The 14,631-nt window shown below is 73.0% G+C and carries 11 protein-coding genes; 3 read left to right on the top strand and 8 right to left on the bottom strand.

All coding sequences use genetic code 11. From position 1 onward, the window contains the following. Positions 1 to 55: 55 nt before the first annotated feature. On the bottom strand, positions 56 to 703 hold the full coding sequence (locus DQ392_RS14835; RefSeq protein WP_114016077.1) for a TetR family transcriptional regulator: 648 nt from the start codon (positions 701 to 703) through the stop codon (positions 56 to 58). Between the two features lie 310 nt (positions 704 to 1,013). Between DQ392_RS14835 and DQ392_RS14830 the strand changes: the two genes are divergently transcribed. After that, complete coding sequence (locus DQ392_RS14830; protein ID WP_425470536.1) at positions 1,014 to 4,199, top strand: outer membrane protein assembly factor BamB family protein; 3,186 nt, start codon at positions 1,014 to 1,016, stop codon at positions 4,197 to 4,199. A gap of 91 nt (positions 4,200 to 4,290) precedes the next feature. Here the strand turns inward: DQ392_RS14830 and DQ392_RS14825 are convergent, their stop codons facing one another. Further along, on the bottom strand, positions 4,291 to 5,400 hold the full coding sequence (locus tag DQ392_RS14825; RefSeq protein WP_114016075.1) for a hypothetical protein: 1,110 nt from the start codon (positions 5,398 to 5,400) through the stop codon (positions 4,291 to 4,293). Between the two features lie 170 nt (positions 5,401 to 5,570). On the opposite strand from DQ392_RS14825, the gene DQ392_RS34080 reads away from it, so the two are divergent. Continuing rightward, entirely contained in the window at positions 5,571 to 6,116 is a 546-nt protein-coding gene (locus DQ392_RS34080) for a hypothetical protein (RefSeq protein ID WP_147266529.1), read from the top strand. A gap of 123 nt (positions 6,117 to 6,239) precedes the next feature. Here the strand turns inward: DQ392_RS34080 and DQ392_RS14815 are convergent, their stop codons facing one another. The 3 genes from DQ392_RS14815 to DQ392_RS14805 form a co-directional block, all read right to left on the bottom strand. Beyond that, positions 6,240 to 7,037: an enoyl-CoA hydratase/isomerase family protein gene (locus DQ392_RS14815; protein WP_114016073.1), complete on the bottom strand. Its 798-nt coding sequence runs from the start codon at positions 7,035 to 7,037 to the stop codon at positions 6,240 to 6,242. 70 nt (positions 7,038 to 7,107) lie between these two features. Continuing rightward, entirely contained in the window at positions 7,108 to 7,593 is a 486-nt protein-coding gene (locus DQ392_RS14810) for a Zn-ribbon domain-containing OB-fold protein (RefSeq protein WP_181856431.1), read from the bottom strand. Between the two features lie 5 nt (positions 7,594 to 7,598). Beyond that, the gene (locus tag DQ392_RS14805; protein WP_114016072.1) at positions 7,599 to 8,738 is read right to left on the bottom strand and encodes a lipid-transfer protein; all 1,140 of its coding nucleotides are present in this window, start codon (positions 8,736 to 8,738) and stop codon (positions 7,599 to 7,601) included. A 341-nt stretch (positions 8,739 to 9,079) separates the two neighbouring features. On the opposite strand from DQ392_RS14805, the gene DQ392_RS14800 reads away from it, so the two are divergent. Continuing rightward, complete coding sequence (locus DQ392_RS14800; protein ID WP_114016292.1) at positions 9,080 to 10,654, top strand: FadD3 family acyl-CoA ligase; 1,575 nt, start codon at positions 9,080 to 9,082, stop codon at positions 10,652 to 10,654. 54 nt (positions 10,655 to 10,708) lie between these two features. Here DQ392_RS14800 and DQ392_RS14795 read toward each other — a convergent pair whose 3' ends face one another. The 3 genes from DQ392_RS14795 to afsR all read right to left on the bottom strand — a co-directional run bounded on the left by DQ392_RS14795 (position 10,709) and on the right by afsR (position 14,495). After that, complete coding sequence (locus DQ392_RS14795) at positions 10,709 to 10,912, bottom strand: hypothetical protein (RefSeq protein WP_114016071.1); 204 nt, start codon at positions 10,910 to 10,912, stop codon at positions 10,709 to 10,711. Between the two features lie 266 nt (positions 10,913 to 11,178). Then, a complete protein-coding gene (locus tag DQ392_RS34465) occupies positions 11,179 to 11,328 on the bottom strand; it encodes a hypothetical protein (protein ID WP_181856430.1) in 150 nt (49 codons plus the stop codon). 221 nt (positions 11,329 to 11,549) lie between these two features. Next, positions 11,550 to 14,495 (bottom strand): SARP-family global regulator AfsR, encoded by a 2,946-nt coding sequence (gene afsR / locus DQ392_RS14790; RefSeq protein ID WP_114016070.1) that lies wholly within the window; start codon positions 14,493 to 14,495, stop codon positions 11,550 to 11,552. Positions 14,496 to 14,631: the final 136 nt, after the last annotated feature.

Below are 14,631 nucleotides of genomic sequence, written 5' to 3'. Positions count from 1 at the left end.
TGCCGAGGGGCAGCGCGGCGTGCGGACGCACCACAAGGTGGGGTGTCGCGGTGCGTTACTTGGTGGGCTTCTTGCCGGTCACGCCGAGGTGCACGAGCAGAGCGAGGCTCGGCTTGAGCTCGGACTGCTTGACGCCCCAGCTCTGGAAGCCCTTCTGGTGGCCTGCGACGGAGGCCAGCATGGCGACCAGCGAGCCGGCCACGGCGGCGGCGTTGACGTCCTTGCCGACCCTGCCACGGTTTTGGAGGTCCTTGATGGCGTCGGCGAGGGAGTTGTTCACCGAGTTGAGGACCTTCATGCGGATCTTGTAGAACCGCTTGTCGCCCTCCGCCGCGCCCAGATCGACCACGCGCAGGATCGCGTCGTTCCTGCGCCAGAAGGCCAGAAAGCCCTCGACCAGCTCCTCGGCCGTCTGCCAGCCCGCCTTGCCCGTCCAGGAGCGTCCGGCCACCAGCTCGGTGAGCGAGGCGCCCTCCTTGGCCATGGCCTCGGCGATCTCCAGGACGGCGCCCTCGACATCGGGGAAGTACTGGTAGAACGTCGCGGGGGACGTGCCCGCTTTCCGTGCGACGTCGATGACCTTGACGTCGCGGTAGGGCGACGAGCTGAGCATCTCGCTGAGGCAGTCGAGCAGCTTCTGCCGCGTCGCTTGACCGCGGCGTCCGGCCACCCGGCCGTCGACGGTTCGAACTTGTCCTGTCATGCCCGTCAGCTTACCGAGGGGCGATCGGACCGCGATTCGTCCGCGGGCAAACGGGGTGCGCTCGATCGGCGAGCCGGGATGAGGGCAATCAGGGTGATACACGGCCAACGCAACATGCCGGATTGACCGGGCCATACGCACCTTTGTCGGGGCAGGAAGACACGTACGTGCCGCCCCCGGGTTCGCAACCGGCGCGTTCGCCAGGAAGAATCGGCGTCCGGACCGCCAGGTCCGGCACGGCAGTGAGAGGCTGCACGGGGCGGGAACGGGCAGATTTTACGGCCCCTACGGGGAGGTGGCAGGACAAGTGGTGGAGCAGCTTGCGCAGCACGATCCGCGGCGGATCGGCCCGTTCGAGGTGCTGGGCCGTCTCGGTTCCGGCGGCATGGGGCTGGTCTACCTCGCACGTTCGGCGTCCGGCCGCCGCGTCGCGATCAAGACGGTGCGCACGGAACTGGCGGAGGACCAGCTCTTCCGGGTGCGCTTCACCCGTGAGGTCGAGGCCGCGCGGGCGGTCAGCGGCTTCTACACGGCCGCCGTCGTGGACGCCGACCCGCGCGCCGCCATCCCGTGGCTGGCCACCGCGTACGTGCCCTCGCCCTCGCTGGAGGAAATAGTCACCGAGTGCGGTCCGCTGCCGGTGCAGGCGGTGCGCTGGCTGGCGGCCGGGGTCGCCGAGGCGCTCCAGTCCATCCACGGTGCCGGGCTGGTCCACCGGGACCTGAAGCCCTCCAACGTGCTGGTCGTCGAGGACGGCCCGCGTGTCATCGACTTCGGTATCGCCTCCGGCGTCTCCAACACGCGGCTGACCATGACGAACGTCGCTGTGGGCACCCCCGCCTACATGTCGCCCGAGCAGGCGCGCGACTCCCGCAGTGTGACCGGCGCCAGTGACGTGTTCTCGCTCGCCTCGACCCTGGTCTTCGCGGCGACCGGACACGCGCCCTTCCACGGGGCCAACCCCGTGGAGACCGTCTTCATGCTGCTGCGTGAGGGCCCCGACCTGGAGGGACTGCCCGACGACCTGCGGTCGCTGATCGACTCGTGCATGCGGATGAACGCGGAGGAGCGGCCCACCCCGGCCGACCTCCAGGCGCAGCTCGCCCCGCACCTGTTCGGCGCGGGCAGCGACGACAGCGGCACGGTGTCGGCCTGGCTGCCCATCACCGCCGTGTCCCTGATCGAGCGCCGCCGGGGCGGACGTGCCATGCGGCGCCAGAACGCGGCGTCCGCCGACGCGGGCCAGGCCGCGGGAGGCGCCCCCGGCGGGTCACCCGCCGGCTCCCTACCGGCCCCCTCCGTGCCCGCGCCCTCCGGCCCGCCCGCGTCCGCGCCGCCCCCCGCCGCGTCGTTCCCGCCCGCGGGGGCGGGGGGCAGTGGCGCGGACGGTTCGGCCATGGGGTCCGTGGGCCCCGGCGGCCCGCCCGCCGCGGGGCAGGCGGGGCCGAGCCAGGACGCGGGAGCGGCCGGAAACGCGGGTGTCGCAGCTTCCGCGGGGGCCGCTGGGTCCGCTGGGTCCGCCATGAGCGGAGGCGGCGCAGCGGGTAACGGCCCGGAAGTCCCCGGTGGTGGACCGGGGGTCTCCGGCAACGGGTCCGGAGCTGCGGGCGGCCACGGCGCGGCAGGCGGCGGCCCCGCCGCTGCCGGGTGGAACCAGGGGATTCCCGGCGGGCCGCCCGCCGTCGGCGCCGTCGCCGACGCGTCCGGTCCGTCAGCGGCGCCCGGTCCCTCCGGTGCGTCCGTCCGGGGTGTCCCTCACCCCGGTGATCCCTCCGCCCCCGCCGCCGGTGACTACGCCGCCGGCTCTCCCGGCGCTGCGGTGCCCGGCTCGGCACCTGTCGTCTCCCGCCCCTCCGCCCAGCCCGGCAGCCCGGAGGCGGACCCCGTCCAGCTGCCCAACACGCAGGTGCCGATCGGTCCGGGGCCGCGCCGCTCCGACGAGACGGGGCGCGAGGCGGGCACAGAGCCGACCTCGGGCTGGGTGCGGGCCCCCGACGGATCGGGGGGCGGGCCCAGGGACGGCACTCCGCCACCCTCCTACGCACAGCCGTACGCGGCGCCGCTGCCCCCACTGGCCGGCCCGTCCGCCGCGCACGGCGCCGCTGCCCCGCAGGCCGTCTCGCCGCCGCCCGCGCCCCCGTACGGTGCTCCTGGCCGGTCCGCCGGGGGTGCCGACCAGGGCGGGGACCCGTCCGCGGGGTCCGTGCCGCCACCCGGCGTGCATCCGCTGCACCAGCCGCCGGCACCTCCGCCGCCGTCCCCGCAGCATCCGCAGCCGCCCGCGCGGCCGCCGTCCCAGCCCCCCGCGCACTCGGCGGGTGGCGGGTATCCGGCGGGGTCCGGTGTCTCGTCGGGCGGGCCGCAGCGCTGGCGGCCGTGGCGTTTCCGGATGTCGAACGACGTGTGGGGCTCGCCGGCCGTCGCCGACGATCTGGTGTACGTGACCTCCTTCGAGGTGCACGCGCTGGACGTGGCCAGCGGACGCAGGCAGTTCAAGACGCGCGAGGTCGCCTGGTCCATGGCCGTCTCCGGCGGCCGGGTACACGCCTCCGACGGCCCGAGCCTCTACGCGCTCGACGCGGGCGACGGGTCCGAGCGGTGGCGGCTGGCCACCGACGGCTGGGTCTACGCCCTCCAGGTGGACCGCGGCACCGTGGTCACCGGGACTCGCGGGGGCGGGGTCCAGGCGTGGGAGGCGGCAACCGGCGAGAAGCTGTGGGACCTGACGGGCGCCCAGACGGATTTCGAGACCCCCGAGGGCGGGCCCGTCATCGCCGACGGCGCCGTCTACACCTGGGCGGACGGGCGGCTGTACGTCTTCGAGGCCCGCACCGGCACCGAGCGCTGGACGTACCCCGTCGGGGACGCCTCCGCGACGGGCGGGGTGCCCGTACGGGTGACCGTCGCCGAGGACGGTGTGGCGTACGTGTGCGCGGGATCGCGGGTGTTCGCGCTGGACGCGGCCACCGGACAGGAGAGGTGGCGTTTCGACGCGCCCGCGGCCTTCCTGAGCCCGGCCGCTTTCGTGCCGGGGCCCGGGGTGACCGGCGGCGGGGTCTACCTCGCCGACTACCTCGGCACCGTGTACGCGCTGGACTCCGGCAGCGGCAACGACCGCTGGCGTATCGCCACGGAGGCGCGGCACTCGGCGGAGCCCGTCGTCACCGCCGACGGCCTGGTCCACCTGGGCAGCGGCAGCGCCGTCTACACGCTCGACGCGGTCAGCGGCACGCCGCGCTGGCGCTTCGCCACGGGCGCCGACGTGGTGGGCGCCCCCGTGGTCGCCGAAGGGCGGGTCCACTTCGGCTCCGCCGACCACTGTCTGTACACCGTCGACGCCGTGGGCGGGCAGCTGCGCTGGAAGCTCGCCACCGGCGGGGAGATCACCGGCTCGCCGGTGGCGGTGGGCGGCGTGGTGTACGCGTGCAGCAAGGACCGCTGCGTCTACGCGCTGGACGCCACCAAGGGCACCGGACAGTCACGCCAGTCCGCCTGATCTGCGCGCGCCCGCCGGCCCCCTGCACGCGGCCCGGCGGGCGCGGGTTCTCGTCGTTGGTCGAGCACGACCGTGCCACCGTGCGGCCGTCTTACGCCGCGTCGCGTCCTCTGTGCGGCCAGGTGTCCTCGTTCTCGTCACCGGGGCGGTCGCCAGGCGGCGGGGGAGTTGTCGGGAAGGGACGCGTGTTGTCCATCGGATCGGATCCCCGCCCCGCCTCCGTCTCCTCTTCCGTCCTCGCCGCTTCCATCTCCCCTTCCGCCTGCGGGCCGGCTTCCGCTCGCCGCTCGGCTTCCGCCTGCGGACCGGTCTCCGTCGTGGCCGGGGCCGGCTCGTACGGTTCGTCCAGTGGAGCGCCCTGGGTGCCGGCACGTGACTCGTACGGCTCCGGAGCGTGCGGGTCCGTGCCGTACGGCTCCTGCTGGTAGGGCTCCGTCGCGTACGGCTCCTGGCGGTGGGGCCGCGTCCCGTACGGCTCCGGCTGCTGGTGGGCGGCCGGTCCGGGGGCGGGCTGCTCGTTAGGTGCCGCGCCGGGCTCGGGGGGCTGGGGGCCGGGGTAGTGCTGCTGCGGGGGAGCCCCGCGCATTCCGGGCTGTCCCGGATACGGCTGCGGATACGGCTCAGCCGGAGGGGGAGAGGGCGGCGCACCGGCGTACGGCTGCTGGGGCGGGGGAGCGCCCGCGTACGGCTGCTGGGGCGGGGGCTGCCCCGCGTACGGCTGCTCCAGTGTGTCCCCGTCCGGGTCTCTTTCCGTGCGGGAGGGCGCGGCGGCGCGGTGGCGCACGCCCCGGCGCCCCGCCATCATGGCGCCGGCGAGCAGCAGCAGGACACCGCCTCCCAGGCCGAGCCAGGCGCCCGAGGCGAGGCCCCCTGTGCCGCCGGCCGTGAGGCTGCCCGCGGCCTGCCCCTGGCGCACCATCCACAGGACGGTGAAGCCCAGCGCCAGCACGCCCGAGACGAGCACCAAGGCGCGCGAGCGCGCCAGCACCCCCAGCACGGCGATGACGGCCGCGACCAGCATCAGCACGAAGAGCCCTGTGAACAAGGCCGCGCCCGCGCCGGTGATGCCGGCGGACTGGAAGAGCGCGTCGAGGCGGAAGTCGCGTCCGAGGCGGCCGTCGTACCACGGTCGGAAGGGGCTGTAGACGGCGGCCGCTGCCCCGATGAGGGCGAGTAGCGACCCGATCGCGTTGCGGATCATGGTCTCGCCTCGCTTCCCGGCGCCGCTCCCGACGCCGTACGGGTGCGTGATCCGCTCTCGACGCTACGCCGCCGGGAACCTGCTCGCCACTGTGGACGTCTTGAGCCGGTGGCAATGATTGAACTGGACGCGACAAAGGTTGTGGTGTCCACGTGTTTTCGGGGGTTCTCATGAAGCGGTTGCGGCACCTGAAGCTGATCGCCGCCGTCTCGGTCGTCCTACTGACGCTGACGGGATTCAGCCAGGCCCGCTCGTCGGGCGGTCACAGTGGCGGCGGCAAGAGCCGCGGCGGCGGCCACGGCGGAGGCGGTTGCAGCAGCGAGAAGTCCAGCAGCCACAGCCACACCGGCAGCTCGGACAGCGGCTACGGCAGCGGCTCCACCAGGGGTTACACAAGCGGCCGCACCGCCTCCGGCTCCAGCTCCAGCAGCGGTTCGGGTGGCGGCAGCGCGAACGGGTCGGGATACGTGACCGAGTGCGCGGAGGCCGAGCCGGGGAAGAAGCCCGGCGCGACCGTGCGGGTGCGCAACGCGGGTGACAGGTCGGGCACCTTCGTGGTCGAGGTGGACTTCCTCGACGCGGCCGGTGAGGTCGTCGACTCCGGCTCCTTCCGCACGAGGGTCAAGGGCGGCAGTTCACGGTCGGTGAAGGTGCCGATGGAGACCCCGTCGAAGGTGCGGGACGTCGTGGAGTGCGAGGTCTCCTCGGTCAGGTGACACCCTCGCTTGAGATGTGCCCTCCCTCAGCCGCGCGGAGGGGCACCCTCTCCGCGCGGCAGGCACGGAATCGCGCTCCCTCGGACACAGAACCTCTGCGGTTACCGGGCGCGCTCGTGCCCCCTACCGGGTGCGGAAGGCGGCGCCGTCCCGCCCGCTCCGCCGGCGCCCCGCGAACAGCTCCGCCTGCCGCGCCGCCGGCAGGTTGCCGAGGGCGATCAGCTGCGGGGCCTGGGCCCTCGCCTGGCTGCGGGCCGCCTCCTTCGCGGCCCACACCGCGCGCACCGTCCCCTGCACCGCCTCGGGCGGGTACGAGGCCAGGGTCCGTGCGCAGTCCAGCGCGGCGTCCAGCGCCCCGCCCGCCGGGGCGAGTTCGGAGACCAGGCCCGTCTGGTAAGCACGCCTGCCCGAGATCCGTTCGGCCGTTCCCATCAGCGCCATCCGTGCCACCTCGCCGAAGGGCATCCGCTGCGCCATCCCCATGGCCTCGTACGCGCTGACCATGCCGTAGGTGGTGTGCGGGTCGAAGAAGGCGGACTCCTCCGTCGCCACGAGGAACTCCGCCTCGCTCAGCAGGTAGAACGCGCCCCCGCACGCCATGCCCTCCACGGCGGCCAGCACCGGGATCCACAGGTCGTTGCTCTTGGGACCGATCGAAAGCAACGGGTCCTCGACCGCGAACGGTGACGTCGGCTGCGGCACGGCCTCCGCGTCGGCGACCGCGGACCTGTCGACACCCGTGCAGAAGGCCCGCCTGCCCGCACCGGTCACCACGGCCGCACGCACCGCCCGGTCGGTACGCAACTTACGCCACGTCCGGGAGAGAGCCCGTGCGTCGGCGAGGTCCAGCGCGTTGTGCTTCTCCGGCCGGTCCAGCGTCACCGTCGCCACGCCGTCCCGGCACTCCAGCCCGATGCTCACGCCCCTCCCTCCCCGCCCCTCACGCCCACCGCCGCGCTGTCCCCGCTTCTCACGCCCCTCGCCGCGCTGTTCACGGCCGCTCCAGCATCCAGCGCGGCACCGTCACCCGCTCGCTGCCCTCGCCCAGCGCGCAGAAGACGGCCCGTACCGGTGCGCCGATGCGCAACCTGGCGGCGTCCACGGAGCCGAGCGGTGCGTCCGGCGCGGCGACCAGATTGCCGACGAGCCGGATCGCGGGGTCCTCAACGAGTTCCACTACCGCCACGTCGTACGGCGCGAGCGCGGCGTACGACGGCAGCAGCGGCGGGTGCGCCACCACGTACGACCAGACGCGCCCGCGCCCGCTCACCTTCTGCCACTCGCTCTCGAAGGACCGGCAGTGCGGACAGCACGGCCGGGGCGGGAAGCGGCGCACTCCGCAGTCGCGGCAGATCTGCACGCGCAGCTCGCCCCGCGCGGCGTAGGCCCAAAACGGCGCACCGTCGTCGTCGGGGACGGGCAGCAGCAGCCCGTCCGCGGGAACAGGGAACACGGAAGCGGTCACGGTCGCGGTCACAGCTCTCAGCTCCTCAGCAGCAGTGCGGAGGTGGGCACGCACTCGCCCGCCGTCACCAGACAGGTCGAGGCGTCGGGCACCTGCGCGGTCGAGGTGCCGCGCAGCTGCCGCACCCCCTCGGTGATCAGGTTGAAACCGTGCACGTACGCCTCGCTCAGTCCGCCTCCCGCGGTGTTCAGCGGCAGACGGCCACCGATCTCCAGTGCGCCGCCCTCGGTGAACGCGGCTCCCTCCCCGCGCCCGCAGAAGCCGTAGCCCTCCAGGGAGAGCGGGACGAGTACGGTGAACGCGTCGTAGATCTGCGCCACGTCCACGTCGGCGGGGCCGAGATCCGCCTGCTTCCACAGCTGCCGGGCCGCCGTCCAGGCGGGGCCGCGCAGCGGATCGTCGTTCCAGTAGTTGACCATGCCGTGGTGCTGGGCGGGCAGGCCCTGCGCCGCGGCGTGGACGTAGACGGGTCTGCGGCGGCAGTCGCGGGCGCGGTCGGCGGAGACCAGCACACAGGCGAGCGCCCCGTCGGTCTCCAGACAGTTGTCGAACAGGCACAGCGGCTCACTGATCCAGCGGGCCGTCATGTACATCTCGCGGGTCAGCGGCCGCTCGTACATCATCGCGGCGGGGTTCTGGTTGGCGCGGTTGCGGCAGGCCAGGGCGACGTTGAAGAGGTGGTCGCGGGTGGCCCCGTACTCGTGCATGTAGCGCCGGGCGAGCATGCCGATCTCGTCGGCGGGACGCAGCAGTCCGAAGGGACGCGTCCACTGCGCGGGTGTGGGGAGTTGCGCCGCGGTTCTTCCCCACGGCCGGGTGCCCGAACCCCGCTTGCGGGAGCGCCAGGCGACGCCCACGGTGGCCTGTCCGGTGGCAATCGCGGCCACCAGGTGCGCGAGGGTCGCGCACGAGCCGCCACCGCCGTAGCCGACCTTGGAGAAGAACGTGACGTCGCCGGCGCCGATCGCCTTGGCGACCTCGACCTCGTCGGTCTCCTCCATCGTGTACGAGGCGAAACCGTCCACCTCGAAGGGGGCGATTCCCGCGTCCTCCAGCGCGCCCAGGATGGCGCGGCAGGCCAGGCTCTTCTCGGATTCGTCGAGCCGCTTGGCGAACGGCGTCTGCCCTATGCCGACGATCGCCGTGGCGTCCTTCATGGCGTCCTCCTCGGGCGACCTGACTGGTGCACCGCTGCTGACAGTCCGGGAGGCTACAGCTAACCTGACGGTGTGTCAGGTACCGGTGCGCGACGAGAGCCGCGCAACCGTCCCGGGAGCCGCACCGCACAACTGCGGCGGTGCAGTGGCTCAGCGCAGTAGTGCAGCGGGCAGCGGCGGCGGCTCGGCCAAGGAGGCGCACAGTGAGTGGTAAGGACATCCCACCCGGAGCGGTCCCGGCGTCCACTGCCGAAGCGGCCCCGGCGGCCCGCACCCAAGCGGCGTCCGCCGCCGTCGCGGCCCCCGCCACCGGCGCCGGCGCGGAAACCGCTGCCGGGACCATCCCGGCTCTCGTCCGGGCCGCCGCGGACCGCTACCCGGAGCGCGAAGCCGTCGTCGAGGGGCGCACCCGGATCTCGTACGCCGACCTGGGTGAGCGCGTCGAGCGGGCCGCAGCCGCATGTCTGGCCTGCGGCCTGGAACCCGGCGACCGGGTGGCCGTCTGGGCGCCCAACACCCTCGACTGGATCGTCGCCGCGCTCGGAGCGGTCACCGCCGGCGGCGTCCTCGTCCCTGTCAACACCCGTTTCAAAGGCGCCGAAGCCGCCTACGTGCTCGGCAAGACCCGCGCCAGGCTGCTGTTCGTCACCGGCACGTTCCTGGGCACGTCGTACGTCGCCTCACTGCGCCGCGCCACCGCCGAGGGGCTGGGCGAGGGCCCACTGCCGGGACTGCCGCACCTGCGGCAGGTGGTGGTCCTGGCGCAGGACGCGCCCGCCTCCTTCCGCACCTGGACGGACTTCCTGGCCGGCGGCGCGTCGGTCTCCCGTGAGGCGGTCCGCGCCCGCGCCGCCCGCGTCAGCCCCTCCGCGCCGTCCGACCTCACCTTCACCTCGGGCACGACGGGGCGCCCGAAAGGCGCCGTGATCACCCACGAACAGACGCTCCGCGTCTACACCGTGTGGAGCGAACTGGCCGGTCTGGAAGAAGGCGACCGGTACCTGATCGTCAACCCGTTCTTCCACACCTTCGGCTACAAAGCGGGCGTCATCGCCTGCCTGCTGCGCGGCGCGACGATGATCCCGCAGCCCGTCTTCAACGTCGAGACCGCGCTCGCGCACATCGCCACCGAGCGCGTCAGCGTGCTGCCGGGGCCGCCCACCCTCCACCAGGCGCTGCTGGACCACCCCGCCCGCCGGCAGCACGACCTGAGCGCGCTCCGGCTGGTCGTCACCGGCGCCGCCGTCGTCCCCCTCGAACTCGTCGAGCGGCTGCGTGCCGAACTGGGGGTCGGCACCGTCCTGACCGCCTACGGCCTCACCGAGGCCGCGGGCACCGTCACCATGTGCCGCCGCGGCGACCCCGCCGAGACCGTCGCCGCCACCTCGGGACGGGCCATACCCGGTACGGAGGTGAAAGTCGTCTCCCCCGCGGGCGCTCCGCAGCCCCCCGGCGAGCCGGGCGAGGTCCTGGTACGCGGCTACCACGTCATGTCCGGCTATTTCGAGGAACCGGAGGAGACGGCGGAGGTCCTCTCCCCCGACGGCTGGCTGCGCACCGGCGACATCGGAGTCCTGGACGCCCGGGGCAACCTGCGCATCACCGACCGCATCAAGGACATGTTCATCGTCGGCGGCTTCAACGCCTACCCCGCCGAGATCGAGCAGCTGCTCAGCCGGCACCCCGACATCAGTGAGGCCGCCGTCATCGGCGTGCCCGACCCCCGGCTCGGCGAGGTCGGCAAAGCCTTCGCCGTCCGCCACCCGGGCGCCACCGTCACCGCCGACGACCTCATCGCCTGGTCCCGTCGGGAGATGGCCAACTACAAGGTCCCCAGGGACGTCGAATTCGTCGCGGCACTGCCGCGCAACGCGAGCGGCAAGGTGGTCAAGACGCGCCTCCGCGGCCGGCGGTGACGACGCACGTCACCGCCGGCATGCCCCTCGGCCCCCCGGGCCCGCGCCGACCGGTCAGCCGGCCGGGGTCGCGGTGGGTGCGACAGACCCATGGTTGTCGTCGAGGCCGGGAAGGAGGGTGGAGTTCCGCTCCAGGACGGAGATGGTCTGTACCCGATCGGAGGGTGCCATGCCGACGGCCACAGCGGGAGCGGACGCAGCCCCCAGCGCGCCCAGGGCGGCAGCACAGGTGACGATGAGCTTGGTGGAGCGGGACATGAAGGCACCTCCGGAAGCGGATACGTGTTCTGCTCTGTACTTTGACGCGGCACGGGCCTGAGAAACGGCAGAAGTCGGTCATGCGCCGAGGGCCGCGGCCGACGACTCCCCCTCTGCGTCGTCGGTCGCGGCCCTCGTGTCCCCCGTAGGACGGCCCCCGTCTCACTCGTTCCCCCTGGTGGGCGCCCTGCTCGTTGGCCTGGTGTGCTCTCCGGGGCCCTCCCCCCTGGATCCCCCGATCCTTTCGGGGCCCCGGAGAGCAGGTATCAGTTGGCCGGATTGATCGTCTGGTTGCGCTCGTTCGTGGTCACTTCGCCCGAGGCGCTGTCCGCGGCCGGCGGCTTGATGGTCTGGTTGCGCTCCTTGGTGGTCACGTCACCGCCCTCGGGCGTGACCTTCTCTTCGTGGTCGCTCATGGTGGCTTTCCCCTCCATGGAATCTGTGGGCAGGTGTCCGCCCAGCGGCTCCCCCGTGGGTCGCCGGGCGGACGAGTCGGGCCGTTCACCCTATCGGGGGAGGGCCGCCTCCCCCTGCCGATCCGCCTGCCCCCCGACGCGCCGGATCGACTGCTTAGAGCATGCCGGGCGTCGATAAACGATCGATGAACGTCTTGTTGGTGACCGTGTTTCACGAGCGGTCAGACGGCAGCCTCACGTTCCAGCAGCCGCCGCACGTCCTCCGCCTCCGGAGCGTCCAGCCTCTCGTACTGCTCCAGCGCCTCGCGCCAACACGCCTGTGCGCGGCGGTGATGGCCCAACGAGTCCAGCGCCTGGCCGAGCAGTGTCAACGCGTTCGCCCTGCGCCAGGGACCACCGACACTGCGGAGAATGGCCATGGCCTGTTCCGCCAGACCCGCGGCGTGGGCGGGCCGGCCGGCTGCCAAGCTGACCTCGCCGAGCCTGAAGTACGCCATGCCCTCCCACAGGCGCTGCCTGCTCTGCTGGAAGAGACGGAGCGCCTCCGAGAAGTTCGTCTCCGCCTCCGGCAGCCGCTCCGCCGTGGTCAGCGCGATACCGAGCGCGTACAGCGTGGTGGCGCGGCGCATGGAGACGCTCAGATGATCGTGGATGTCCAGCGCCTGCTCGGCCAGAGAGATGGCCGTGTCCGTCTTGCCCAGCACGGTGTGTACCCGCGAGAGGTTGCACAGGGCGCTCGCTTCGGCGGGCTTGTTCCCGTAGGAGCGGAACGCCTGGAGCGCGGCATCGAGGAAGTGCTCCGCGTCGAGTGGGCGGCCCTGGTAGTTGGCGACCAGACCGCGGTCGTTGAGCGCGTAGGAGGCGGAGATGGGATCGCCCGCCTCCTCGCCGAGCGGGCCCGCCGCACTGGCTTCCCCATCGGCCTCGTCGAAGCGCCCCGTCGCCAGGTGCATTCCCGTCAGTACGGAGCGCGCTCGGGCTTCGGCATGCGCGTCACCGACTTCCTGGGCGACGCGTTTCAAGGAGTGCGCCCCCTGCTCGTACTGCCGTCCGTAACTTCCCGCCTCCGCCAGCGCGCTGGTGGCCATCAGCAGATCGACGGCCGGGCGGAGTGTCGGGCCTGACGCCATCTGTGCGGCGCAGGCGAGGAAGCAGGACGACTCGGCGAACAACCACTCGATCGCCGCGCCGTGGTCGGCGAAGGTGCGGCCGGGGTGCTGCGTGGTCTCCAGGTGGTGGACGAGGGATTCGGCGGGCCGTTCGAGAACGTAGTAGTTCCGCGCCGTCGCCAGGTAGAAGTCCAGCAGCCTCCGCAGTGCGGCGTCGCACTCGCTCGGTGGCTGTTCGTCCCGCTCCGCGCACGCCCGGGCGAAGAGGCGGACGAGGTCGTGGAAGCGGTAGCGGCGTGGAGCGGCCGATTCCAGGAGGGAGGTGTCGACCAGGGACTCCATGAGGTCCTCGGCGTCCTCCTGGCTGCGGTCGAGAAGAGCGGCGGCAGCGTCGAGGGAGATGTCGGGGCCCTCGGCGAGGCCGAGGAGCCGGAAGGCGCGGGCCTGTTCGCCTTCGAGCTGGCCGTATCCGAGCTCGAAGGTGGCGCCGACGGCCTGGTCGCCGGCTTGCAGTTCGTCGAGGCGGCGCCGTTCGTCGCCGAGTTTCGCGGCGAGTACGGAGACCGTCCAGGTGCGGCGGGCCGAGAGCCGGGCCGCCGCGATGCGGATGGCGAGCGGCAGGAAGCCGCAGGCGGCCACGACGTCCATGGCGGCCTCGCGTTCGGCGAGTACGCGCTCGTCGCCCACAATGCGGGTAAAAAGGGCGAGTGCCTCATCGGGGCTCATGACGTCGAGGTCGACGAGGTGGGCTCCGGCGAGGTCGACCATGCGGACGCGGCTGGTGACCAGCGCGGCGCAGCCGGCGGCGCCGGGCAGCAGGGGCCTGACCTGTGCGGCGTCGCGGGCGTTGTCCAGCAGCGCGAGGACGCGGCGGCCCGCGAGCAGTGAGCGGAAGAGAGCCGAGCGGTCTTCGACGCCGCTGGGGATCGCGGAGTCGGCGACGCCGAGTGCGCGCAGGAACGAGCCGAGGACGGCTTCGGGATCGGCGGGCGCGGCTCCGGCACCCTGGAGGTCGACGTAGAGCTGCCCGTCGGGGAAGCGGTCGGCGGCGGCGTGGGCGACGTGGATGGCGAGTGTCGTCTTGCCGACGCCGCCGATTCCGGCGACGGCGGAGACGGCCATGACGGTGCCTTCGGCCTGGGCGAGCTGGTCGCCGAGTTCGGCGACGAAGGAGGAGCGCCCGGTGAAGTCCGCGACGGTGGCGGGCAGCTGTGCGGGTCGGGTGACCACGGGACCCGCGGCGGTGGGCTCGTCGGCCTGGTAGGTGAGCTCGTCGTCGGCTTCGAGGATGCGCTGCTGGAGTTCGGCCAGCTCGGGACGGGGGTCGACGCCGAGCTCGTCCGCGAGCAGGCGCCGGGTGTCGGCGTAGACGGCGAGGGCTTCGGCCTGGCGGCCGCTGCGGTAGAGGGCGAGCATCAGCAGTTCCCGCAGCCGTTCGCGCAGCGGGTGCGCGGCGGTCAGGGCGGTCAGTTCGCTGACGGCTTCGGTGTGGCAGCCGACCTGGAGGTCGAGGTCGAGCCGCAGCTCCAGCAGGCTGAGCCGCCACTCCTCCAGGCGGACGCGCTGGTGCTCGGCGTAGGGGCCCGGTATGCGGGCGAGGGGTTCGCCGTCCCACTGGGCGAGGGCCGCGCCGTACAGTTCGCGGGCCTGGGCGCGGTCGCCGCCGGAGGCCGCCTTGTCGGCGCGGACGGCGCAGTCGTGGGCGGTCTCGACGTCGAGCGGTGCTTCGGGGCCGGTGTGCAGGGAGTAGCCGCCGGATTCGCTGACCAGCAGATCGGCGTCCGGGCCGAGGGCTTTGCGGATGCGGGAGGCGTAGGTGCGCAGGGCGGCCTTGGCCTGCTCGGGCGGATCCTCGCCCCAGATGGCGTCGATGAGTTCCTCGGCGGTGGCGGTGTGGCCACCGCGCAGCAACAGCGCCGCCAGCAGGGCTCTCTGCTGGGGGGAGCCCATGCCGAGTGGCTGGTCCCCGCGCCAGGCGCGCACGGGACCGAGCAGAGTGAACCGCAACTGGCGGTCCCGCTGCCCCGCTCCGTTACGCGTGTCGTCCCCGGCGCCCATTGGTGTGCCCCCTGCTGTTCCGCACTCCTCCGTTCCCCGCAGGGGTCAGTCTGCCTTGTCGGCGGCGTTTCCGTCAGCTCAGGTACCAGCCTCTCTACGAAGCCTTCGAATTCGGCGGATGCCGGTTATGGCCTCC

The sequence above is a fragment of the Streptomyces reniochalinae genome (assembly GCF_003323735.1).
GTDB lineage: Bacteria > Actinomycetota > Actinomycetes > Streptomycetales > Streptomycetaceae > Streptomyces > Streptomyces reniochalinae.
Note: the sequence above shows the minus strand (reverse complement) of the source record. Positions and strands in the feature narration are given on the sequence as shown.

What these genes read in the sequence shown, in the direction of transcription:
- DQ392_RS14835 (WP_114016077.1), bottom strand. Translation starts at nt 703, where the DNA reads ATGACAGGACAAGTTCGAACCGTCGACGGCCGGGTGGCCGGACGCCGC.
- DQ392_RS14825 (WP_114016075.1), bottom strand. Translation starts at nt 5,400, where the DNA reads ATGATCCGCAACGCGATCGGGTCGCTACTCGCCCTCATCGGGGCAGCG.
- DQ392_RS34080 (WP_147266529.1), top strand. Translation starts at nt 5,571, where the DNA reads ATGAAGCGGTTGCGGCACCTGAAGCTGATCGCCGCCGTCTCGGTCGTC.
- DQ392_RS14805 (WP_114016072.1), bottom strand. Translation starts at nt 8,738, where the DNA reads ATGAAGGACGCCACGGCGATCGTCGGCATAGGGCAGACGCCGTTCGCC.
- DQ392_RS14795 (WP_114016071.1), bottom strand. Translation starts at nt 10,912, where the DNA reads ATGTCCCGCTCCACCAAGCTCATCGTCACCTGTGCTGCCGCCCTGGGC.
- DQ392_RS34465 (WP_181856430.1), bottom strand. Translation starts at nt 11,328, where the DNA reads ATGAGCGACCACGAAGAGAAGGTCACGCCCGAGGGCGGTGACGTGACC.
- afsR (WP_114016070.1), bottom strand. Translation starts at nt 14,495, where the DNA reads ATGGGCGCCGGGGACGACACGCGTAACGGAGCGGGGCAGCGGGACCGC.